We start from the raw sequence: 22,330 nt of genomic DNA on the forward strand, positions 1-22,330 counted from the left end.
AAAATGAAAGCCCGATCTGGCTAATTTAAGAGATTACTGAGTGTGAATCGCGCTCTAAGATCTCAGTGCGGTATTTGCTTGGTGTCTGATCGAACATTTTCTTAAAAGCGTATATATAGGCAGAGTCAGAAGCGTATCCTAATTCTAAAGCAATTTCCTGAATGCTCTTTTTTGAGCCTAATAATTGCAGAGATAAAACTAACCTAATACTTTGCCGCCATAATGAAAATGATTGGGAAAACTCTTTCGAGCATAGTCTAGATAGGGTTCGCTCTGATGCTCCCACCTTTGTAGCCCACTCATTTAATGTGAATGACAAATCAGGTTGCAGCTTAAGTTGCACAAAAATAGATAAAAGACGTTTATCTGTCGGAATGAGTAGTGGTATTTCATAACTCTTTGCCACCACTATTTGATCTCGCAATACCATTAGTAAATGAGTGATATAGGGTTCGGATTGCGAGAGGGTATTGTTCTCAAACAAAACTAGTATTAACTCTTTTATGAATGAGTTTACAAGACAAGATTTAGGCTTATCTCCATATTGGACAAATTTGTCTGGGTTAAGATAAATAGCTAAAAATTGAGTATCAGTAATGGCTATGGATTTGTGAACCGTGTTAGCGGGTATATAAAGCATTCCATTGTGAGGGACTACCACACATTTATCACCAATGTTTGATTGCAATAACCCTTTAAGAGGAAACACTATTTGATGCCATGGGTGCGAGTGAAAGTCATCCACGTAACCAGAAATCATTGTAGTAGTTTTGGTTATGAGTTGTTTATCAGGAAAGCCTCGTATGAGTTCATTGGCTTGCATAATTGTCTGCTTATCTATATTTGTTGTCAGTTAGCATAAAGTACGCCATATAGATTTGATATAACATTTGAAGCCAATCGTTACATAAAGTGAGCTTACGGCAGCATAGCTCAACTTAACTCGCCAGCTCTGGTTTACTAAGTGCTTATCCAATATAAGGAAGGCACCATGCAAAACCAGAAAAACCTGATTCAGGCCACTGCTGACTTTGAGCACTGGCGACAAACCCGCATTAATAAACATGCCAGTATCCCCGATGAACTACGCTGCTTAGCACTCAAGCTGCTTGAAGAATATCCGATCAGTCACGTGACCAAAGCACTACGGATCTGCACCACCCAGCTCAATGACTGGCGCAAGCAACTTCCCGTTAAGTCGTCCGCTCCTGATTTTGTTCCGTTACAGATAGAGCCTGATTTACTACCTAAATCAGACCTGAGCCTTCAGCTCACTCTTCCTAATTCAAGTCAGATCTGTATCAGCGGCCTTGTCTCTCCTGACTTATTGCGAGCTCTGATACAAGAAGCAGGAGAAGTAAAATGATCCACCTGACTGCTGAGAGTAAAATCCTGCTTGCGACTCAACCAGCCGATTTTCGCTGTGGTATTGATGGACTCGCCGCCCTGTGTCGTCATCAGCTAAAACAGTCGCCTCGTAGCGGAACCCTGTTTGTGTTTACCAACCGCCGTCAAACCATGCTTAGAGCATTATGTTATGACGGCTCTGGCTTCTGGTTAATCAATAAACGCCTGAGCAAAGGCCGCTTTCAAGATTGGCCCCGTCATCACCAAGATGGGGTGACCCCTGTCGCCGCGAAGCAGCTTAAAGCTCTGTTGGTGGGGCTGCCTGGCTGGCAAAAAGTATGACCGTACGCACACTATTCCCCCTTAAGTTATCGATCCTCACGATCATGTTGACTGATCCCACAATGCTGGAATAATTGAGCGCATCAGCACTGCAAGCCAGCCGACAGGAACTTAAATGGCGCAAGACTTTACCGATATTGACAGCGAAGAGCTGGACGGGCTTATCCAGCGAGTGCACGAGGCAAAGGAGCACGACTTAGCACTGAGTGCGGAAGATTGCCACATCTTGTTGAAGGCATTAAAGACGCTGGCTGCCTTGCAAGAGCGTCTGTCTGATAACGATATCACCCTGCATAAATTGCGTAAGTTGGTTGGCATGGTCAAGTCATCAGAAACGATGGACACTCTACTCGGCCAGAAAAATAAGAAAAACAAAAACCGCGGTCAAAAACGTCCTAAGCCTAAAAATACCCAACCCAGCACACCACCAGTGAAACCGAAAGTCACTCAGCATAAACTGGACGATCTAAAGAAAGGCGATAGTTGCCCCGAGTGTCAAAAAGGCAAGTTATATAAATACGAGCCCGCTACGCTGTTGCGGATCACTGGGCAAAGTCCGTTCGTCCCAGAGCAACACGTTATGGAGCGGCTACGTTGCAATGCCTGTGGTCAGTACTTCACTGCCAAGTTACCTAATGACGTGATAAATGATGGAGAGCCAAGCCAGAAGTATGGTTACAGTGCCCGCAGCCTGATGGCTCTTCACAAGTTTTTTGCAGGTGCACCCTACTATCGTCAGGAGAGTACGCAAGCGCTGATGGGGATTAAACTGACCGCCTCAACCATCTTTGACCAAGTCGAGTTAGTCGCCAATAGCTTGCAACCCATTTATAACTTGTTAAGAGTGTTTGCCGCAAACGCAGAGCACTATTATTTAGATGACACGACCAACCGAATTTTAGACAAAGTCCCGATAGAAAAGCCGCAGAGAAATGGAACAAAAACCCGAGAGCGCAGTGGTGTTTACAGCTCCGGTTTAGTCGCGGGCTTAAAAGAGGGTCGTACTGTCGTGTTGTATCAGACCAATATCGGTCATGCCGGCGAGTTCATCGACGAGATTTTACATGACCGTGGCCGGACACTCGCGCCCCCGATATTGATGAGTGATGCCTTATCCAGCAACCGCCCATCGCTTGATTACGTGGTCGAACACAGTCTGTGCAACAGTCACGGACGACGGCAGTTTGCCGAAGTCCTTAATCAGTTTCCAGATGAAGTGGAGCAAGTACTACAGTGGTATGGTGAAATCTGGCGACACGATGATGAAGCCAGGGAGCTAGGACTTAACGCGGGGCAACGGTTAGCTTGGCATAAAAAGCTATCACTTCCGGTAATGGAGCAGATCCGAAACTGGGGTCAGGCCGAGCTGAACAGGGGAAGTACAGAAGAAAACAGCGGGCTTGGTAAAGCAATTAATTATTTTACTAAGCATTATGAGGGGCTGACCGCCTTCTGCCGTCTCGAGGGAGCACAGCTGGATAATAACCGAGCGGAGCAAGCACTCAAGCTAGTTGCTCGCAACCGAAAAAATGCCCTGTTCCATAAAACACAGGCTGGTGCGAGCATTGCGGATGTGATCATGGCGATGATAGCGACATCAGCCGAAGCGGGTATAAATGTGCTGGATTACTTTAATACGATACAGCGAATGGAAAGTGAAGTTAAGGCTAATCCACAACAGTTCTTGCCCTGGAATTATCAGTCCAATATCTAATCAAAACAGGCTCTGGCTTTCGGCCAGAGCCGCTTCTTAATACCTATGTACACTATCTTCTCGTAAGCTCACGATACAGCGTCTAATGAATGCACTTCCGTCTGTTTGACCGAAGCGTTGAAGTGATTTTTTTGAGTTACACGCATGCACATTTGAGGTAATTAAACTATGTGTTCGAGTAAAGGTTAGTTGAAATAACTATCCAGCCAAGAGTAAGTGTTGAAGGAAAATTTGGTTAACTGAGTGTCCCGATTTACGTTATCCACCTACCCTATCATCGATCTAAAACAAGATTTATCAGGGAGATTCATAGCTTGTCTTCTGACTCAAAATCTCCTTGCAGTGGAATTAATGCGCTCTAATCTCGCCATACAAAAGTGAGTTGAACGATGATCGTAAGTTAAAACTTAGAGCAGGCCACAAGGTTTTTATTGAGCACAAGATCGATCTTTCGAAGATAGATTATTGAGTTTTTATTGCAGCTTTAAAGGTAAAGTATTGGCATCAAAATCCTAATCGTTGAGGTAAAGCAGTTCACATTCACGACGTCCGAAAGCATGAACGTTCGCGTTATGAAAAGATATTATTCATTGTTACTTTCACTTTTATGGACTTAAAATTCGTCATTCCTTACCTGAACTTTCTGGTTGGTTGTTGCTCTTAACGTATCTTATATGAGTGTTTAAAAATTTTGGTTCATAGCGTTCATGACAGAAAATTTCGAGCTGCCTTGAGTCGAATAGGAAGACACTCACGAGTAAATATATTTATAAATGTTGATCAAAAGTTCATTCGATACAGCGTCTAATGAATGCACTTTCGTCTGTTTGGTCGAAGCGTTGAAGTGATTTTTTTGAGTTACATGCATGCACATTTGAGGTTATTAAGCTGTGTGTTCGAGTAAAGGTTGGTGAAAAAATTAACCATCCAAGAGAAAGCTTTGAACAAAAAAATGCTTAACAGAGTGTCCCGATTTATGATCCCACCCCTCTCCTTTATCGATCTAATAAAAGATTTCTTAGCTTATTTTGTGACTCAAAAACCACCTTATAGTGGATTGAAAGTGTTCGAACCGTGCCATGCAAAGGTGAGCAGGATGATGACCAAAATTTTTATCTGTGCGTAGATCAATACGTTTTTAGTGAGCGCTAGAACGTGCTTTCGAAGGCAGTGTATTGAGTTTTCTACGCACCTCGAAAGGTGAATGATTTAAATCATACCTATAAACGGTGAGCCAAGTTTATCGAATTTACAATGCTTACAAATCTGAATTTTGTTGCGTAGCAATTCACCTAACGTCATTTAGACGGCCTAAGATTGCATCATTAAGTTAGTCAGTTGGAAAGGTTTGGGGATTGTTCTATGGTCCCTCCTGTGATTTAGATGAGTGTTTTAAATTTTGATTTTGGGGGATTTTAAAAAGTAGGGTTTGATCTGTTTTCGGTCAACATGAATGAATGTCACGAGGTTGTTTTGGCGGCAGCATCCATGAAAGTTTTGAGATTGTTGGCCTCATTTTTCATGGTGATGTAAAAATGAAATCTACATCAAAGTGCTCATCGATAGTAGTAGAGTCACCCAGAAAATTAAGATAAAAAAAGGCCGATTGATTATCGACCTTCTTATTTATGTATTAATGCAGCCTAAGATGTAGCTTGTTCTTTGCTGCTTTCATTTGTTTCTATACTGTCACTATCAATGGTTTCATCGTCACTCTGTTCGGTAACACCATTGTATATTGATAGTATCTTCTCTCTCGTTGCAGTAGACATGAAGTTATTGTCACGACGTGTAATCCGTGGCGCAGAATCAGCTCTTATATCAAGTAGTAACACCTCAAGACTTAAATTGATAAGATGGTTATCTTCGAACGCTTTAGCTGTGCGTTGCGTCTTCTGTGCTATATCTTCACGACTAATAGAAGTGTTCTTCCATGACGAATTCAAGCCAAGTAGAGATCTAAAATCTTTCTTTGCTTCTTGACGGTATATGCGTGATTGTTGTGAAGATATCACACAGTGTTTCTCTGCCTGGAAGACTAAATAAAGCATCGTATCAAGATGTTTTAAAGACCAGAGCATAGCAGTAGAGAGGTTATTCTTTAGGTTAACATTCACAGTAAATGCATGAGCATTATTATCAAGCTTCAACTTAGCTTCATTTAATTCAAACAATGCTTTTATCTGACTGCGAAGGCCATTAGTTTGTTCAGTTATCGTTTCGTTAAAATGGTTAATCGCACGCTCAGTATCAAGTAAAACTTGATCTGCAAATGGATCATCTTGACGAGAAGCATTAATGATTTTATTGATTCTCGTATCGAATGACCTGATTGCAGGCAGGAATGTTTTTTTCTTTCTTTGAGGGATGATCTCAGGATCGATTAAACGCACAGCATCACGAGTCATGAATTTAATTTCAATTGTGTTAAAAGTTGGCCTGTTTTGACTAACTGTTAATACAAATCTGTTCATGTTGTCGTTTTCATTATGAACATCATTTTCATTTTTTAGTTCATCATCTTCTTGAACTTTGATGCTTTTGTTAGTGTTAGGTTCTTTCACATCACCGAATCTTGTATTCATTTTGTCCCTTCCCTTCTTTGACGTTTTAGGATGTCTCTAAATTGCAATATGTCTTTGTTTAACAGCTCAGCAACGCGGATCATTGCTTCCGCTTCAGAGTTCAGTTCTATTTTTAATTTTTCGTAGAGTTCATGAATGGCCATCTTTTCATTCATTGTTAATATGCGACTTGGCGTTGTTCGACTGTGTTGCTTTCGGTACTTCTCTATTTGACTTGAATAAACGCAAGTGAACCTTATTCGTGAGCGAGCAGAAATCAAGATAGGTAACGTAAGCGCGGCGATTTGATGTGATGTGGCCTTATTAGCAAAGAATCTCATCAACGTATAATGTGTATATGCAGTATCAACAACCAATTGAGTAAAACGGTCAAAATGATGCTGAGAGTCTTTAGCGATGAAGCTATTAATTACTTCATCGCCACGCGATAATTTGGAGTGATAGCTATCAATTGCATCGAAAATTGGAACTAAGCTATCCATTGCGCAGACAGTTGTTGCATCCTTTCTCGATAAATTATAAAGGCGCATAGCTGAGGTTACAGTTGGTAATCCATCAGCATTTTTATTAAAAAAAGACCGCACATATTGTACGTCGGTATCAACAGCGAGATTCTTCAAAAGTCGCTTGTCTCTGACACTGAGTAATGGTTTTTCAGTGAGTTCACTAGCCATAAGTCTCGGTACCTTTATGTTTCTATTGTTTGAAGATTGTTCACGTAAACTGTCTCTCAGCATCAAGGTTTCATCTTTATCTACTAAGCAGATACCGGAGCCGACTTTGTGTGTTTGGTTAATTAAATTCGTTAAATCTATGCCAGCATAAAAAGCCGCAAATATTTCATGAAAAGCTACCGATACTTCGCCTGTGTCATCACGAATAATGTTCACATTGATTAGGTCAGTAGTGAGAAAGTTTGCAGATAGCTTTATCAAAATGTAATCGACTAAATTGGCTTTACGTTCAAGTGTAAGCATTAACTATCAACCTGTTTCGTAGACAAAATTCGATGTGTGTTTCGTGAATAATTGACTTGAATGTGGTCAAAAAACTGCTGACTTATAAGCAAGACAAGTTCTTTACTCATCCCTTTGATCTCTTCTTTGTATTCCACGCATTCACTATTGTTTTGAATATGTAAGATGATTGAAATTATGATCTTTATTTGGAAATTTACGTTCGGAGATACTTCTGGTTTATAGACTTCATCTATTAATTCTTGATATTCCGACGTCACTTGCAAAAGGGATTTAGCAAATGCTTGGGATATGATGCTAAATAATATTTCTTCGTTAAGTGCATTAAGAAGCAGCAACATGGCAAAAAATTCAGCCACATCATTTGCCGTTTCTTCAAGGTTTGTATTTTTATTGAAATACCGAGGGACATTCAAAAAGCCCTCAATTACATCTTCATCTGCAAGAGCTGTGTGCAGATAATCTAAAATAGTAAATAGCTGATCTATATTGAAATCACTTTCATTCAGGATGCCTAGTGCAATTTTTGAGCGATTGATTCTCTGTTTTGAATAGATCAATTTCCTTACTTGCACAACGGATGAAAACTCACGAACGTATCCATTCAATAAGGTTTTTGCTTTTTCCGTCTCGTACTGAATTTGTTTGAATGAACTTTCAGAAAGAGTTGTCATCTCTCTATCTACAGTCTCACCTTTTATGATTGCGTTAACCATTTCTAAGCTTGTCATATAACCTCCATACAGTTTGATGAGAACGTTTTTTTAATTCTCTCTAATCTATCTATGTCGTTAAAAAAAAAATTGACACAAAAAAGTGAAATTATTTGCATCAATTTTTTTTTAGTGGGCATATAAATAGTGTCACTAAACCATTTTACTGAGGGTCTGCTTAATCATTTCAGGGCTAATCCCTTGATCTAAAAGCTTTTGGTAAGCATCACCAACAACATGTTCAGTTGTTTTGAGTTTTTCAGCTTCGATTTCAAACTCTAGTTTTATTTCTTCAACAACAGTTGTGAAAACATCAGAGATTTTATCGAAATCAGTTTTAGGTAGTGATTTAAGAGCCGACTGTAACCCCCGGTGTCAGGATAGTTGTCCAGATCTTAGATCGCCCAAAAATCCAGCAATGGAGGGCTAACGAAGGACACTATGCCGAGATATTCCGAAGAAAGAAAAGCTGCCATCTTGAAGAAGCTACTGCCACCGCATAACAAAACCATTCCAGAAGTTGCTGCGGAGGATCACATCAGCGAAGCAACGTTATACAATTGGCGTAATAAACTCCGCTCCGAAGGTAAACCTGTGCCAGGTAATCAAAAAAATTCTGAACATTGGTCAGCTGAAGCCAAGTTCGCCACCGTCATCGAAACCGCCAGTTTGTCAGAAACTGAGCTTAGCCAGTATTGTCGCCAGAAAGGTTTGTACCCTGAACAAGTTAAAGCGTGGAAACTCGCTTGTATCAGCGGTGCGGGTCAAGCTGAGCAATCTAAGAAAGCAGAGCAGACAGCGCGTAGAGCGGATAAAAAGCGTATCCGAAAATTGGAAGCAGAGCTGCATCGTAAAGACAAAGCCCTGGCAGAAACGGCGGCGCTATTGGTGCTGTCAAAAAAGCTCAAGGCCTTGTATGGGAGCGACAGCGAGGAGGACTGACTCCTCTCGATATGCGCGAGACATTGCTGGCGCTTTTTGATGAAGCGGTTGCTAATGGCGCGCCTCAGTACAAGGCTGCAGACCTTATGCAAGTTCCACAGCGAACCTTGCGCCGCTGGCGTACGTCACAGGGTCATGTGTTGCCCGATCTTCGTCCTCTGGCTATCAGACCAGAGCCCAAAAACAAGCTGTCAGAGAAAGAGCGTCAGCATATTTTGAATGTCTGCAATGAGGCCGACTATGCCAACTTACCCCCCAGTCAAATCGTGCCAAAACTGGCCGATCAGGGAGAATATATCGCCAGCGAGTCAAGCATATATCGTGTGCTGAAAGATAACGACCAACTGCATCATCGAGGACGGACGAAACCGCCACAGCCTACGACGGAGCCCGCTTCTCATGTGGCGACAAAGCCCAATGAGATCTGGACTTGGGATATCAGTTATCTGCCCGCGAAGGTTCGTGGTCTGTACTGGTACCTTTATATGGTCATTGATATCTACAGTCGCAATGGGAAGTCCATGACTGCGAATGCGGAACGCTTGCTTCTCAGCTGATTGAGCGAGCCACCTTCAGTGAACGCTGTTTCGTGAAGCCTCATTATTTACATTCTGACAACGGGGCTCCCATGAGGTCACTCACCTTGCGTGCAAAGCTTGATGAAATGGGCATCCGAACGTCCTTCAATCGTCCGGGCGTGAGTAATGACAATGCCTATTCAGAGTCATTGTTCCGTACAGCCAAGTACCGGCCTAACTATCCGGAGCATGGCTTCGAAACGCTGGCAGACGCACGTGAATGGATACTGAATTTTGTAAACTGGTACAACAACGAGCATCACCACAGTGCGATTAAGTTCGTCACTCCAGCAGAAAGACACAGAAACTTAGATACAACAGTGCTGGCGAAGCGACATACTGTGTATCAGCAGGCGAAAGCCAAGCATCCTGAACGTTGGGCAAGGGAGACTCGCGACTGGTCACCCGTTGGTTCGGTAACACTCAACCCCAAAAGCGCAGACAATAATGAACATGGCGGTCAAAAAAGAGCCGCATAATTAGAAAATCTGGTCAACTACCTTGAAATCTACCGACTTTGTCACACCATCAGAGCGCCATAGTGGAAAAGACAAGCAAATCTTGGAACGTCGAGCAAAGGTGTTGATGGAACATCGCCAGAAAAGACCAGAACGCTGGTCAGGGAAAATCAGGAACTGTGAGCCGATCGGAGAAGTTCATCTGAACCCAGAAAAAGAAGCTGCTTGATAATTAAGCAAGTAGTGACAACTACCTTGAAAAACGCCGAAAGGCACCTTTTCTAACTAGCTGTTATTTAATTTGATTTTCTTCTCATTGATATTCGAGTGGGAGTAGGGCTTGCTATAATTAATGAATTAAGTTTTCCCAACTAATTATAATCCCAGTCAGTTCACCGAATTGACTGGGATTTTTTATTGGGTGTGGTTGAACAACACTGGATACGATCCAAAGATGAAAGCTATTACCAACAAAATGAGGTGTTGGCCGTTTTATTGCCACAAGTAGGTAAAAAACAAATTGTGCATTAGGACGAATCCCATATGCCGCTACACATGAAGCGATTATGGTGAAGTTGTAAGTCGTTTTTGGACATCTTCAAGTTACAATAACAAACAATACAGTTAACTTTCAGATAAGAAAATATAAGGGAAAATCTAAAAATGTGACCAAATTCACTATGCCACTACAATTCATTCAAAAATAATGAAGAGTCACTTAATGATTTGATTTATAGTAGCCTTCTAGCTTATCTAAAAACTCATGTAATTTTTGGTTCATTTCATCATAGTCATGGTTGAGTAATACGTCGGGTTCATCGACAAATCGATATTTTGCCGCTTCACTTAGATCATCGTTTTCAATTAACAACGCTACGACTTCTTTAGTCAACTCCATATGACACTGAAAACCAAATACTAAGTCACTATAAGCAACTATTTGTCTCGGACAACCTTCACTATACGCAATCAATTGTGCATTGGTTGTTAGCCCTGGCATATCGTTATGCCAATGACCAACTTCCAGAACGTTGCCAAAATGATCAAATAACGGATGTGCCAAACCATCATCCGTTAATGTGATCGGAAACTTACCAATTTCACGCTCTGGGCTATGTTCGTATTGTCCCCCTAAAGCTTCACCAATCAGTTGCGAACCTAAACAGATACCAATCACAACTTTTCCAGCGTCAATGGCTTTTGAAATGACTTCCTGTTCCCTTTTAGCATCGAAGTGAGGGCATTGTTCAGTTGTTGTTACTGGGTCTTGAGGTCCTCCCATTACAATCAGAAAATCGATACCTTCAACATTGTGTAGGAGAGGTTCATCTTCATATACCCGAGAATAAGTGATGGTATGATCATGACTTTTTGCCCAAGCCTCATAGGCTCCAGGAGCTTCAAAATATTCATGAATAATAAAGTGAATATGCATTTTTCTGCCTTTTATGTAGTGAGCTTACGAGAAGATAGTGTACATAGGTATTAAGAAGCGGCTCTGGCCGAAAGCCAGAGCCTGTTTTGATTAGATATTGGACTGATAATTCCAGGGCAAGAACTGTTGTGGATTAGCCTTAACTTCACTTTCCATTCGCTGTATCGTATTAAAGTAATCCAGCACATTTATACCCGCTTCGGCTGATGTCGCTATCATCGCCATGATCACATCCGCAATGCTCGCACCAGCCTGTGTTTTATGGAACAGGGCATTTTTTCGGTTGCGAGCAACTAGCTTGAGTGCTTGCTCCGCTCGGTTATTATCCAGCTGTGCTCCCTCGAGACGGCAGAAGGCGGTCAGCCCCTCATAATGCTTAGTAAAATAATTAATTGCTTTACCAAGCCCGCTGTTTTCTTCTGTACTTCCCCTGTTCAGCTCGGCCTGACCCCAGTTTCGGATCTGCTCCATTACCGGAAGTGATAGCTTTTTATGCCAAGCTAACCGTTGCCCCGCGTTAAGTCCTAGCTCCCTGGCTTCATCATCGTGTCGCCAGATTTCACCATACCACTGTAGTACTTGCTCCACTTCATCTGGAAACTGATTAAGGACTTCGGCAAACTGCCGTCGTCCGTGACTGTTGCACAGACTGTGTTCGACCACGTAATCAAGCGATGGGCGGTTGCTGGATAAGGCATCACTCATCAATATCGGGGGCGCGAGTGTCCGGCCACGGTCATGTAAAATCTCGTCGATGAACTCGCCGGCATGACCGATATTGGTCTGATACAACACGACAGTACGACCCTCTTTTAAGCCCGCGACTAAACCGGAGCTGTAAACACCACTGCGCTCTCGGGTTTTTGTTCCATTTCTCTGCGGCTTTTCTATCGGGACTTTGTCTAAAATTCGGTTGGTCGTGTCATCTAAATAATAGTGCTCTGCGTTTGCGGCAAACACTCTTAACAAGTTATAAATGGGTTGCAAGCTATTGGCGACTAACTCGACTTGGTCAAAGATGGTTGAGGCGGTCAGTTTAATCCCCATCAGCGCTTGCGTACTCTCCTGACGATAGTAGGGTGCACCTGCAAAAAACTTGTGAAGAGCCATCAGGCTGCGGGCACTGTAACCATACTTCTGGCTTGGCTCTCCATCATTTATCACGTCATTAGGTAACTTGGCAGTGAAGTACTGACCACAGGCATTGCAACGTAGCCGCTCCATAACGTGTTGCTCTGGGACGAACGGACTTTGCCCAGTGATCCGCAACAGCGTAGCGGGCTCGTATTTATATAACTTGCCTTTTTGACACTCGGGGCAACTATCGCCTTTCTTTAGATCGTCCAGTTTATGCTGAGTGACTTTCGGTTTCACTGGTGGTGTGCTGGGTTGGGTATTTTTAGGCTTAGGACGTTTTTGACCGCGGTTTTTGTTTTTCTTATTTTTCTGGCCGAGTAGAGTGTCCATCGTTTCTGATGACTTGACCATGCCAACCAACTTACGCAATTTATGCAGGGTGATATCGTTATCAGACAGACGCTCTTGCAAGGCAGCCAGCGTCTTTAATGCCTTCAACAAGATGTGGCAATCTTCCGCACTCAGTGCTAAGTCGTGCTCCTTTGCCTCGTGCACTCGCTGGATAAGCCCGTCCAGCTCTTCGCTGTCAATATCGGTAAAGTCTTGCGCCATTTAAGTTCCTGTCGGCTGGCTTGCAGTGCTGATGCGCTCAATTATTCCAGCATTGTGGGATCAGTCAACATGATCGTGAGGATCGATAACTTAAGGGGGAATAGTGTGCGTACGGTCATACTTTTTGCCAGCCAGGCAGCCCCACCAACAGAGCTTTAAGCTGCTTCGCGGCGACAGGGGTCACCCCATCTTGGTGATGACGGGGCCAATCTTGAAAGCGGCCTTTGCTCAGGCGTTTATTGATTAACCAGAAGCCAGAGCCGTCATAACATAATGCTCTAAGCATGGTTTGACGGCGGTTGGTAAACACAAACAGGGTTCCGCTACGAGGCGACTGTTTTAGCTGATGACGACACAGGGCGGCGAGTCCATCAATACCACAGCGAAAATCGGCTGGTTGAGTCGCAAGCAGGATTTTACTCTCAGCAGTCAGGTGGATCATTTTACTTCTCCTGCTTCTTGTATCAGAGCTCGCAATAAGTCAGGAGAGACAAGGCCGCTGATACAGATCTGACTTGAATTAGGAAGAGTGAGCTGAAGGCTCAGGTCTGATTTAGGTAGTAAATCAGGCTCTATCTGTAACGGAACAAAATCAGGAGCGGACGACTTAACGGGAAGTTGCTTGCGCCAGTCATTGAGCTGGGTGGTGCAGATCCGTAGTGCTTTGGTCACGTGACTGATCGGATATTCTTCAAGCAGCTTGAGTGCTAAGCAGCGTAGTTCATCGGGGATACTGGCATGTTTATTAATGCGGGTTTGTCGCCAGTGCTCAAAGTCAGCAGTGGCCTGAATCAGGTTTTTCTGGTTTTGCATGGTGCCTTCCTTATATTGGATAAGCACTTAGTAAACCAGAGCTGGCGAGTTAAGTTGAGCTATGCTGCCGTAAGCTCACGCTGTATCGAATGAACTTTTGATCAACATTTATAAATAAATGTGCTCGTGAATGTCTTCCTATTCGACTCAAGGCAGCTCGAAATTTTCTGTCATGAACGCTATGAACCAAAATTTTCAAACACTCATATAAGATACGTTAAGAGCAACAACCAACCAGAAAATTCAGATAAGGAATGACGAATTTTAATTTCCGAAATGTGAAAGTAACAATGAATAATTTCATTTCATAACGCGAAGGTTCATGCTTTCGAGCGTCGTGTATGTGAACTGCTTTACCTCAACGATTAGGATTTTGATGCCAATACTTTACCTTTCAAACTGCAATAAAAACTCAATAATCTATCTTCGAAAGCTCGATCTTATGCTCAATAAAAACCTTGTGGCCTGCTCTAAGTTTTAACTTTCGATCATCGTTCAACTCACTTTTGTATGGCGAGATTAGAGCGCATTAAATCCACTGCAAGGAGATTTTGAGTCAGAAGACAAGCTATGAATCTGCCTGAGAAATCTTGTTTTAGATCGAAGATACGGTCGGTGGATAACGTAAATCGGGACACTCAGTTAACCAATTTTTTCTTCAACACTTACTCTTGGGTGGATAGTTATTTCAGCTAACCTTTACTCAAACGCAAAGTTTAATTACCTCAAATGTGCATGCATGTAACTCAAAAAAATCACTTCAACGCTTCGAACAAATAGACGAAAGTGCATTCATTGGACGCTGCATCGAATGAAATGATGAGCAATACGTCTCAGAAATTTTCTCGTAAATATCTTTTTGCCCGACGCAAGAAAGACCAGTTTCTTCGTTCATAAATCCTATAAATAAAAATTTATAAAACTCATTTAAGGCACAATGGGAGCAACAACAAACCGAATAATTTAGAACAAGAATGACAAACTTTTAAGATCCGAAAAGCAAAAGCCAAAAAGAAATGCTTCATTTCATAACGCTAACGTTCATGTTTACGAACATCGTAAATGTGATTTACTTTACCTCAATGATTAGAATTCTAGTGGTCAACTTTTGCCTTTCATGCTGTAAAGAAAACACAAAACACTGTTTTTGATAGATGGCTTTGGTGATCATTAAAAACCAATTTCTCCGAGTTGTGATACAACTTTTCATCCATCGTTCTGCTCACTTTTCACGGAAAAGCTCAAACACTTTTACCCCACTTATTCTTCATGAAGTGGCACAGGGAATCCAATTTTCACTCGATGATTTACCACTGGAAAGTGGTCAGAAAAAGTATAAATTTTTTTCAAAAAAAACAGATAATCGACAAAATTTAGCCCAAAATTTTTGGTCATTTTTATCTAAAAATGGTCGGTGATGAACTCCCTATTCAAAGAAAAATCTAACAAATACTTCTCATTTCTTAGTGAACAACGTACCCAATCGAACTTGTTTTACCTGCTGATTTATAGGGCAGAGCTGGTCACTTTTCGATAAAAGCCACTAAGCTTTCTAATGGGCAAGCCATTAAAAACTAATGCCTGCCTCACTAATTCAGATAGTTAAATGACTATTCATAACCACAAAGGAACTATAGCGAGTGCTATTCAGGTTATTCCTAACGACCAAGGCGCTATTAAAGGTAGCTAATGTATTATTCATAATGCAAAGGGCATTTAAGCCAATATTACTGACTTTAGCCTAACTTGTTATTCATTATTTATAATGCACAAACCACTATTCCTAACCCCCATTAGACTAAACCTAACGTAATAGCCATTAGGTCAAACGCAAAAACAATTAAACCTAACGAATTTCACATTAGGCCAAACGGCTAAGCAATTAAACCGAACGATAAAATCGTTAGGTCTAATGGCAAATGTAATATTTCTAATGATATTTGCATTAGGTCTAATAGGAAAATGATTAAAGTCTAACGGAATCATCGTTAGGTCTAACACGGAATGGATTATTTACTATAGGAAAGTCGTTAGACTCCGAACGGAAATACTGTTATTCCGAGTCGTGTCTTGATTATTCAACATTCATTGAAAATTATTACTAATCTAAATTCTGTTAAAGGGCACTTCTACCAGCCTTGAATTACGCCTTATTTTTCACGTTTTTCCCTATATATATATATAGTATATATAGATAGTATATATGGTTGTTTTCAGCGTCCTGAAACATGCTATATTTTCTGTGTGAGTGATCCTCGAAAAAAAGTCGGTCTTAATTGCCTTTGGCAAATTACATGCGAAGCGGTGAAATCGCAGTTTCATAATCCGCTTACTTGACCACTAAAATTTATTGGACACATATCGGCCTCTCAGGAGGCCGATTTTTTTTGTCTGAAAATCCCCCTACAAAGTTCGTTATCTTTTCTGCTTAGATTTTTATGCCGCATTTTTTAAAACCTACATTGGGTAGTTACAGCAGAAATTAAATCGGATTCGATAATGAAAACATGCAAACCAAAATTGGCTTTCCTATTGCTTAGTTTGAGCGGTTCCATTTTTGCTTCGGAGCAAGCGAATGAAATTCCAAAGCAATACAAACAAAACCTGGATGGCTACACACAGATTGTCATCGACACAGATGATGAACAGAAGAACCCACTCATCAACGTTATCTCAACTGAGATCCCTGCTTCAATCGTTAACACGGGGCAAGCACTTAACTACGTTTTGTACTCTTCAGGATTTGCACTGAAAGACTTACGACAAACAGATGTAGAAACTTTGAAGCTGTACTCATTAAAAGTTCCGCTCGTGAATCGTTCGTTCTTTCGGGTAACGGTAGAACAAATTATTGAAACACTGATTGGTGATGCGTATGTGATGAACGTAGATCAAGTTCGTCGTGAGATTTCCATAGAGGCGAGAAAGAAATGATGACGAAGAAGAAAATGGATTTCAACGAAATGGAATTGGAAACGAAAGTAATGCAGTTTGCGGAACGAACGAAGCCAGAAGAAAACGAAAATGAAAACTCGGAAGCCAACAAAGAACAACACGAGCACGAAGACGTTCAACAACATCGTGATGATGAAGACAACGAAAGTGTAATCACTGATGAAACAGAATCGAATGACGTCAACAACGAAACCTTGTCTTCAACGTCAACGAATGAACCTCAAGAAGAACAACAGCGTGAACTTAGCCGATCTGAACAACGCGCAATTGTCAGAGAGAACAAACGCCGTGAACAGAACGAAGCAAAGCAAGCTCGGCTGAATGAACGACAACAAAAAATAAATGAACGAAGAGAAACTAAACAAGCGAAGAAAGAAGCGAAGCGTTTAGAGCGTGAGGCACGAAAAAATGATCGCGGTGTAGTTCGAGTGTTTGCTATTGAGACATCCAAAATTTTATTAACTAGCAGCATCGCAATAGGAGTTAGTTTCGTAGGTTACGAATTCTTAGAAAGTAAGTCAGAAGAATTACAAATGGAACAACGGGGAAAACAACAAGCATCGATTGCATCGCTCACGAATAAAGTGTCAGACATGCAAGGCAAGTTAGAAAACCAAACAATTCAATTGCAAGAATTCAATAACCAATTAAAGAACGAACAGATGACATTCAAAACGAAGCTAGAAGATTTAACGTTGATGGTTGAGCAGTTCATTAAGAACTCAAACGCAAATGACGACCTAATTAAAAAAATGCAGAGTGACGTTGCAAACAACAAATCATTAACGACAAGTGAGATTGCATCTATCCGTCGTCAACTTGCTGCGCTAGAAAAAGAATCCATTAAACAGAGTGAAGAACTTTTAACACAAGTTAAAAGTACGGTTGCTCAAGCGAAGAGAGAAAAGGTAGTAATCAAACCGGTGCCGCATTCGACTCCAATCAAATCGAAAGTTCAAACAGTGACAGCGTTAGATGGTTTGGAGTTGGAGACGGTCACTCAGTTTGGATCAAACAACGTCGCGGTATTTTCAAATCGAGGACTTGGGGCAATTCAAAGATTGGAAGGTGAACGAATTGGTTCGTACATCATTCAAAAAATCTCATCGAGCAATGTCACTGTGAAAGGTATTGCTGATAACGAGACTTACATAATCAAAAGTAAGGGGTAAGAAATGAAGAAGAAAAAATCTTTAGTTACGCGACTTACATTAGTAACACCTCTTGCTCTGCTATTGGCAAGTCACACACAAGCATCGGGAACAAAACAAAACGCAACAACCAATAAAATTCACGTTGCGGAATTGAAAGTCAAAACTACGCAGGTCATTGGACTTGATGGTAAGAGTCAAGAAACGAAGTACGAAGTAGACGGAATTGAGATTGAGTTAACGCCAAGCGACAGAGCAAAGGTAAAGAACTGGAACTTACGAAACGAAGATTGGGTGAAGTACAAGTACGCAATGGAATACACACCTCGTGGAATTTGGTCGCCTGATTTAGATCCACCGATTGTACTTGGCAACTTATCAAAGACAGAAGCGGAACGCGCACGCTACTCACGAGTAATGAACGCATTGGAATTAGATCGTCGTCATCGAGAGATAGCTTTTCAGTTGACGGCCATCAACCAACTACCAACCGAAGAAGCTGATGAAATAAAACCGAGCACAGCATTAAGTCGAGCGCTACCACCGGAGAAGACGATATTAAAATCAATCTTCATCGATACTGCGACCTGCGAAAAGGAGTGCGTTCATTTTGTACTTTTGGAAACGGCAGGAACATCGACACGAACAAAGTTGAACATCATCTTCACGACTGATGACAAATCTAAGCAAGAAAAAATCTTATTGGGAGCTGGCATAACAAACACCAAGATTCGTGACAAACAAATTACGGTAGTCACGGATGCGGAAACAACGCAGCAATACCGAGAAGGTTTCGACTTTCCTTTTTTGATAATTCAAAACGACGAAGGTTTAACGCGTCGAGACATAAGCAGTTAACAAAGGGAATGTGAAAGTGAGATTAACGAAAGGGAATCAAATCTTATTGAACGTATTATTTGTTGTTGTGGTTTTTAGTTTCGCGCTTCACACGAGTAACGCTTACGCACGAAAAACGATGCCGCTCGATATTCAGCACGATTTGTTTCTAACTTAAATCATGTACGTCAAGCGATGAAATCTTGAGTGTGAATCAAATGGTTGAAATCAGGTTCGCAAAGGAGGTCGACCTGAAAGACCTATACAGATGGCCATTTAAATGGCTCAAATGTGCGCCTGTTGCGGCTTTAATCAAGAATGCATACGATTGGGCTACTAATCATAACAACGAGGTTAGAGGGTCATTTAGAGGGAAATAAGTCGTGGCGCTTAATTTGCACATTGATAGCGTTATTGTTCTTTGTCGCCGATACAATCAATACTCTATGAGCGGAAGAGAAAAGGGCTATTTGAATTCATTTGTCTACGAGTGGGGCCGAAGCCGCGTTTCTCATAGCAAGCGACAGTAGTATATTAGTATATTCATGGAATTGGAATCTGTTATTTATTCTGGAAGCACTGACAAATTTAAGTCCAGAACCATGCCAGAACCATGCCAGAACCATGCCAGAACCATGCAAGAAGGCTATGTAAGAAATCACCTAAGTTTTTATTAAAGTGTGGATTTGTAGGGTGTTAATTAAAGATGCCTTGAGGTCGTGAACTATCTTTACTCTATTACAGAAAAATCCACATATTACTCGGCTAATAAATTAAATATACCTACAAGCGGATATTTCCACTCTCATCCCTTGGTGAGGATAATATGGACGTAATCCCCACTAAGGGATATACTCTGATTTATCCTTAGTAAGGGATAATTAGTTGTCTTGAACTTAGGCTTTATTTCGATAGAGGGTTGGAACGAATGATATATAGTCCAAAACAGTTAGCCGATATGATGCTATTGATACGCCAAAAAAATGGATGGACACAATTAGAATTGGCAAAAAAAGTCGGTATAAAACAAGCGACGATTTCTAATTTCGAGAACAACCCCAATAAAACAACACTTTCGACTTTCTTCAAGCTTGCCCAAGCAATGGATATCTCATTAATTATCCAAGAAAAATCCCAGCTGGCATCATCAGATGTAAACGATGACGAGAATTGGTAATGCAAAAGTTAATCGCATATATGAACGGTGAACTTGTTGGCACCTTGGAAAAACATAAAAACGGTGCTCACAGTTTTCAATATGATAAGAACTGGGTAGCCAATGCAATGACTCGGCCATTGTCCTTGTCTCTAAAACTTCAATTACCACCTATCACTTCTGATGCCGTTATCAATTATTTTGATAATCTCTTACCTGATAGCCCTCAAGTGAGAGATAGAATCGTTGCAAGGTATCAAACCTCATCAAAGCAACCATTTGATCTCTTAAAAGAAGTTGGCAAGGATAGTGTTGGTGCGATCACTTTACTTCCTCCTAAATACCCTTTTAAAAAAGAACCTCTCAACTACGAAGTGCTGGATGATAAAAAGTTAGAAAGTGTCCTTTGTGCATACCAGTCGGATATTCCGCTCGGGATGCTTGAAGAGGAAGATGACTTTAGGATCTCAGTGGCCGGTGTCCAAGAAAAAACAGCACTCTGATCCGCTCCAGCTGTTTTGGACACTGAGTTAAGTGAGTACAATCACTAACGAGGTGAACAATGACAACTAAGAAAACTAGAATTAAACATTCCCCTGAATTTAAAGCAGAAGCCCTAAAACTAGCAGAGAGAGTGGGAGTAGCTGCGGCTGCAAGGCAGCTTTCTTTACATGAATCTCAAATCTACGGGTGGCGGAAGAACTCGAAGAAAGACACCAATACTAGTCAGCGAGAACAAGAGCTAGCCGCAGAGGTTGCCAAGCTCAAAAGGCAGTTGGCTGAGCAAGCAGAAGAGCTAGAAATTGTAAAAAAGGCCGCCACCTACTTCGCGAAAAATCTAAAGTAAATTGCTACGAATTTATGCTCGAACACCTGATGTACTTCAATATTGTACGTATGGCTAAGGTATTCGGGGTATCCCGAAGTGGGTTTTATTACTGGGTTAAACATCGCCATAAGGCTAGCCAACGCGAGGCAGTTCGCCAAGAGCTTGATACAAAGGTCAAAGAAGCTTTTGATAACAGCAAAGGCCGAGATGGCTCAAGGCGAATCCAAAAAGAACTGTCTGAGAGCGGTGATAACCACAATGTGAAAACCATTGCGGCCAGTATGAAGCGTCAAGATTTAACGCCGAAAGCGGCACGTAAATTTAAGTGCACGACAGACAGCAAGCATCAAATGCCAGTTGCTCCAAACTTGCTGGCTCAGAACTTTAACGCAGCGGCTCCGAATGAAAAATGGGCGGGAGACATCACCTATGTTGCGACAAGCGAAGGCTGGTTGTACTTGGCAGTAATTATTGACCTTTACTCAAGACAAGTAATCGGATGGTCTATGGATACCAGAATGACGGCTACGCTGGTCTGTGATGCTCTATCAATGGCTTTGTTCCGTCGCGAATTTCCTGAGCAGGTTATCGTTCATAGTGATCGAGGTAGTCAGTACTGCTCAAAAGATTATCGAGACCTCATAACTGTTTATAATCTAAAGCAAAGTATGAGTAGGAAAGGAAACTGCTGGGACAATGCTTGTGTTGAGAGCTTCTTCCATTCGATGAAAGTTGAAGCGATCCAATATGAGCCGATTATGACGAGAGACCAGATGCGTCAAACGATCTTCGAGTACATAGAGGTTGATTATAATCGGACAAGAAGGCACAGTGCTCTTGGGTATCTAAGCCCTGTTAACTTTGAACAGCAAAATGTCGCTTAATGAAGTGTCCAGTCTGGCTGGAGCAGATCACTCTTATTGGTTGATGGACAGTGGTGTATACCGAAAGGGAACACGCCTACCACTCACATTATCAAATTACCCATAGGGGAAATACAACAAGCAAATTCAACACTTGATCTTAAAGATAGTGTAGAAAATGAATATCTTTGTATTGAGTTAGCAAGAGCTTTGGGATTTGCAGTACCTAAGGTCAGTATCATCAAAACAGATAGCCTTAAAGCTTTAGCGGTGGAGCGGTTTGATAGGCGCTGGACAAAAGATAAGGCAGGGATATTACGTTTACCTCAGGAAGATATTTGCCAAGTATTTGGTCTGTCTTCATCCATTAAATACGAATCTCAAGGTGGTCCTAGTATTGCTCAGATCATGGAGTTATTAATGGGTTCAAGTAATGCGATAGAAGATCGCTATAACTTTATGAGATTCCAAGTGTTTCAATGGCTTATTGGTGCGACAGATGGCCATGCTAAAAACTTTTCCATTCATATTGGGAAAGGAGGGAGCTACCGACTTACGCCATTTTACGATATTTTGTCGGCCTACCCATTACTCGGTGGAAAAGGGCTCAATATCAGAAAATTAAAGTTGTCGATGGGCTTGAAAGCAACCAAGGGAAAGAAGTACGAAATCAGTAAAATTTTACCTCGCCACTTTTTAGATACCGCTAAAGCTGTCAATTTTAGTCAAGATACGATGCAAGAGATAATCGATGAAATGAAAGGTGCATTACCTGATGCTATCGCAAGAGTAAGTGCAGCACTGCCTCAAGGTTTTCCTAAGCATGTTTCAGATTCGATTTTTGAAAATACTGAGAAAATAATGAGTAAGATTTAACTATATAAACCCTAAAAAGAAGTTATGACACTTATCATTAAATAAACAATTGAATGGCATTTTTTGATTA

Annotated in this window: 18 protein-coding genes and 3 pseudogenes; 12 read left to right on the top strand and 9 right to left on the bottom strand. The window is 41.4% G+C overall.

The genetic code is table 11. From position 1 onward, the window contains the following. Window positions 1–25: 25 nt before the first annotated feature. Entirely contained in the window at window positions 26–823 is a 798-nt protein-coding gene (locus tag VCASEI_RS14120; RefSeq protein ID WP_086960283.1) for an AraC family transcriptional regulator, read from the bottom strand. 168 nt (window positions 824–991) lie between these two features. On the opposite strand from VCASEI_RS14120, the gene VCASEI_RS14125 reads away from it, so the two are divergent. The 3 genes from VCASEI_RS14125 (at window position 992) to tnpC (VCASEI_RS14135) (ending at window position 3,403) form a co-directional block, all read left to right on the top strand. Continuing rightward, complete coding sequence (locus VCASEI_RS14125; protein ID WP_110957753.1) at window positions 992–1,366, top strand: hypothetical protein; 375 nt, start codon at window positions 992–994, stop codon at window positions 1,364–1,366. Further along, the gene (gene tnpB / locus VCASEI_RS14130) at window positions 1,363–1,689 is read left to right on the top strand and encodes an IS66 family insertion sequence element accessory protein TnpB (protein WP_004393962.1); all 327 of its coding nucleotides are present in this window, start codon (window positions 1,363–1,365) and stop codon (window positions 1,687–1,689) included. The genes VCASEI_RS14125 and tnpB (VCASEI_RS14130) overlap by 4 nt, the downstream gene beginning before the upstream one ends. Before the next feature lie 115 nt (window positions 1,690–1,804). Continuing rightward, the gene (gene tnpC, locus VCASEI_RS14135; protein WP_110957756.1) at window positions 1,805–3,403 is read left to right on the top strand and encodes an IS66 family transposase; all 1,599 of its coding nucleotides are present in this window, start codon (window positions 1,805–1,807) and stop codon (window positions 3,401–3,403) included. 1,643 nt (window positions 3,404–5,046) lie between these two features. Here tnpC (VCASEI_RS14135) and VCASEI_RS14140 read toward each other — a convergent pair. Genes VCASEI_RS14140 through VCASEI_RS14150 form a run of 3 tightly spaced genes read right to left on the bottom strand, consistent with a single transcriptional unit; the run spans window position 5,047 to window position 7,696 of the window. Beyond that, window positions 5,047–5,988 carry an AcaB family transcriptional regulator gene (locus VCASEI_RS14140; RefSeq protein ID WP_086960279.1) on the bottom strand — a complete coding sequence of 314 codons (942 nt, stop codon included), beginning with the start codon at window positions 5,986–5,988 and terminating at the stop codon, window positions 5,047–5,049. After that, the gene (locus tag VCASEI_RS14145; protein ID WP_110957810.1) at window positions 5,985–6,965 is read right to left on the bottom strand and encodes a hypothetical protein; all 981 of its coding nucleotides are present in this window, start codon (window positions 6,963–6,965) and stop codon (window positions 5,985–5,987) included. The genes VCASEI_RS14140 and VCASEI_RS14145 overlap by 4 nt, the downstream gene beginning before the upstream one ends. After that, window positions 6,965–7,696: a hypothetical protein gene (locus VCASEI_RS14150; protein ID WP_110957811.1), complete on the bottom strand. Its 732-nt coding sequence runs from the start codon at window positions 7,694–7,696 to the stop codon at window positions 6,965–6,967. Before VCASEI_RS14150 ends, VCASEI_RS14145 begins: the two co-directional genes overlap by 1 nt. Before the next feature lie 423 nt (window positions 7,697–8,119). On the opposite strand from VCASEI_RS14150, the pseudogene VCASEI_RS14155 reads away from it, so the two are divergent. Together VCASEI_RS14155 and VCASEI_RS19455 are read left to right on the top strand one after the other, a co-directional pair. Beyond that, a pseudogene (locus VCASEI_RS14155) lies at window positions 8,120–9,677 on the top strand (IS3 family transposase). A gap of 22 nt (window positions 9,678–9,699) precedes the next feature. Continuing rightward, the gene (locus VCASEI_RS19455; RefSeq protein ID WP_140396199.1) at window positions 9,700–9,885 is read left to right on the top strand and encodes a hypothetical protein; all 186 of its coding nucleotides are present in this window, start codon (window positions 9,700–9,702) and stop codon (window positions 9,883–9,885) included. Between the two features lie 489 nt (window positions 9,886–10,374). Here VCASEI_RS19455 and VCASEI_RS14160 read toward each other — a convergent pair whose 3' ends face one another. The 5 genes from VCASEI_RS14160 to VCASEI_RS19795 form a co-directional block, all read right to left on the bottom strand. Beyond that, window positions 10,375–11,091 (bottom strand): type 1 glutamine amidotransferase, encoded by a 717-nt coding sequence (locus VCASEI_RS14160; protein ID WP_086960282.1) that lies wholly within the window; start codon window positions 11,089–11,091, stop codon window positions 10,375–10,377. 90 nt (window positions 11,092–11,181) lie between these two features. Then, window positions 11,182–12,780, bottom strand: a complete 1,599-nt coding sequence (gene tnpC, locus VCASEI_RS14165; protein WP_110957756.1) for an IS66 family transposase — start codon at window positions 12,778–12,780, stop codon at window positions 11,182–11,184. Window positions 12,781–12,895: 115 nt separating this feature from the next. Next, window positions 12,896–13,222, bottom strand: a complete 327-nt coding sequence (tnpB, locus tag VCASEI_RS14170; protein WP_004393962.1) for an IS66 family insertion sequence element accessory protein TnpB — start codon at window positions 13,220–13,222, stop codon at window positions 12,896–12,898. Beyond that, complete coding sequence (locus VCASEI_RS14175; RefSeq protein ID WP_110957753.1) at window positions 13,219–13,593, bottom strand: hypothetical protein; 375 nt, start codon at window positions 13,591–13,593, stop codon at window positions 13,219–13,221. Before VCASEI_RS14175 ends, tnpB (VCASEI_RS14170) begins: the two co-directional genes overlap by 4 nt. A gap of 760 nt (window positions 13,594–14,353) precedes the next feature. Further along, window positions 14,354–14,488, bottom strand: a complete 135-nt coding sequence (locus VCASEI_RS19795) for a hypothetical protein (protein WP_272948322.1) — start codon at window positions 14,486–14,488, stop codon at window positions 14,354–14,356. 1,604 nt (window positions 14,489–16,092) lie between these two features. Between VCASEI_RS19795 and VCASEI_RS14185 the strand changes: the two genes are divergently transcribed. The 7 genes and pseudogenes from VCASEI_RS14185 to VCASEI_RS14215 form a co-directional block, all read left to right on the top strand. Continuing rightward, window positions 16,093–16,527 carry a hypothetical protein gene (locus VCASEI_RS14185; protein WP_086960275.1) on the top strand — a complete coding sequence of 145 codons (435 nt, stop codon included), beginning with the start codon at window positions 16,093–16,095 and terminating at the stop codon, window positions 16,525–16,527. Further along, a complete protein-coding gene (locus VCASEI_RS14190) occupies window positions 16,524–17,720 on the top strand; it encodes a coiled-coil domain-containing protein (RefSeq protein WP_110957812.1) in 1,197 nt (398 codons plus the stop codon). The genes VCASEI_RS14185 and VCASEI_RS14190 overlap by 4 nt, the downstream gene beginning before the upstream one ends. Before the next feature lie 3 nt (window positions 17,721–17,723). Further along, complete coding sequence (locus VCASEI_RS14195) at window positions 17,724–18,557, top strand: hypothetical protein (protein WP_086960273.1); 834 nt, start codon at window positions 17,724–17,726, stop codon at window positions 18,555–18,557. 907 nt (window positions 18,558–19,464) lie between these two features. Further along, window positions 19,465–19,713: a type II toxin-antitoxin system antitoxin HipB gene (gene hipB, locus VCASEI_RS14200; protein WP_027695170.1), complete on the top strand. Its 249-nt coding sequence runs from the start codon at window positions 19,465–19,467 to the stop codon at window positions 19,711–19,713. Further along, window positions 19,713–20,192, top strand: a pseudogene (locus VCASEI_RS14205) (HipA N-terminal domain-containing protein); the annotation flags it as partial. The gene hipB and the pseudogene VCASEI_RS14205, both read left to right, overlap by 1 nt. A gap of 62 nt (window positions 20,193–20,254) precedes the next feature. Beyond that, window positions 20,255–21,405, top strand: a protein-coding gene (locus tag VCASEI_RS14210; protein ID WP_110957783.1) for an IS3 family transposase whose coding sequence is annotated in 2 segments (ribosomal slippage) — window positions 20,255–20,498 and window positions 20,498–21,405 — 1,152 coding nt in all. Because the reading frame shifts where the segments join, the coding sequence is not laid out codon by codon here. Window positions 21,406–21,432: 27 nt separating this feature from the next. Next, window positions 21,433–22,260: pseudogene (locus tag VCASEI_RS14215) on the top strand (HipA domain-containing protein); the annotation flags it as partial. Window positions 22,261–22,330 lie beyond the last annotated feature (70 nt).

Origin of the sequence: Vibrio casei (assembly GCF_002218025.2) — a bacterium.
Classification (GTDB): Bacteria; Pseudomonadota; Gammaproteobacteria; order Enterobacterales; family Vibrionaceae; genus Vibrio; species Vibrio casei.

Coding starts and splice junctions, on each gene's coding strand:
- VCASEI_RS14190 (WP_110957812.1), top strand. CDS start 16,524: ATGATGACGAAGAAGAAAATGGATTTCAACGAAATGGAATTGGAAACG.
- VCASEI_RS14140 (WP_086960279.1), bottom strand. CDS start 5,988: ATGAATACAAGATTCGGTGATGTGAAAGAACCTAACACTAACAAAAGC.
- VCASEI_RS14195 (WP_086960273.1), top strand. CDS start 17,724: ATGAAGAAGAAAAAATCTTTAGTTACGCGACTTACATTAGTAACACCT.
- VCASEI_RS14125 (WP_110957753.1), top strand. CDS start 992: ATGCAAAACCAGAAAAACCTGATTCAGGCCACTGCTGACTTTGAGCAC.
- tnpB (WP_004393962.1), bottom strand. CDS start 13,222: ATGATCCACCTGACTGCTGAGAGTAAAATCCTGCTTGCGACTCAACCA.
- VCASEI_RS19795 (WP_272948322.1), bottom strand. CDS start 14,488: ATGAACGAAGAAACTGGTCTTTCTTGCGTCGGGCAAAAAGATATTTAC.
- VCASEI_RS14160 (WP_086960282.1), bottom strand. CDS start 11,091: ATGCATATTCACTTTATTATTCATGAATATTTTGAAGCTCCTGGAGCC.
- hipB (WP_027695170.1), top strand. CDS start 19,465: ATGATATATAGTCCAAAACAGTTAGCCGATATGATGCTATTGATACGC.
- VCASEI_RS14145 (WP_110957810.1), bottom strand. CDS start 6,965: ATGCTTACACTTGAACGTAAAGCCAATTTAGTCGATTACATTTTGATA.
- VCASEI_RS14120 (WP_086960283.1), bottom strand. CDS start 823: ATGCAAGCCAATGAACTCATACGAGGCTTTCCTGATAAACAACTCATA.
- VCASEI_RS14150 (WP_110957811.1), bottom strand. CDS start 7,696: ATGACAAGCTTAGAAATGGTTAACGCAATCATAAAAGGTGAGACTGTA.
- tnpB (WP_004393962.1), top strand. CDS start 1,363: ATGATCCACCTGACTGCTGAGAGTAAAATCCTGCTTGCGACTCAACCA.
- VCASEI_RS14185 (WP_086960275.1), top strand. CDS start 16,093: ATGAAAACATGCAAACCAAAATTGGCTTTCCTATTGCTTAGTTTGAGC.
- VCASEI_RS14175 (WP_110957753.1), bottom strand. CDS start 13,593: ATGCAAAACCAGAAAAACCTGATTCAGGCCACTGCTGACTTTGAGCAC.
- tnpC (WP_110957756.1), top strand. CDS start 1,805: ATGGCGCAAGACTTTACCGATATTGACAGCGAAGAGCTGGACGGGCTT.
- tnpC (WP_110957756.1), bottom strand. CDS start 12,780: ATGGCGCAAGACTTTACCGATATTGACAGCGAAGAGCTGGACGGGCTT.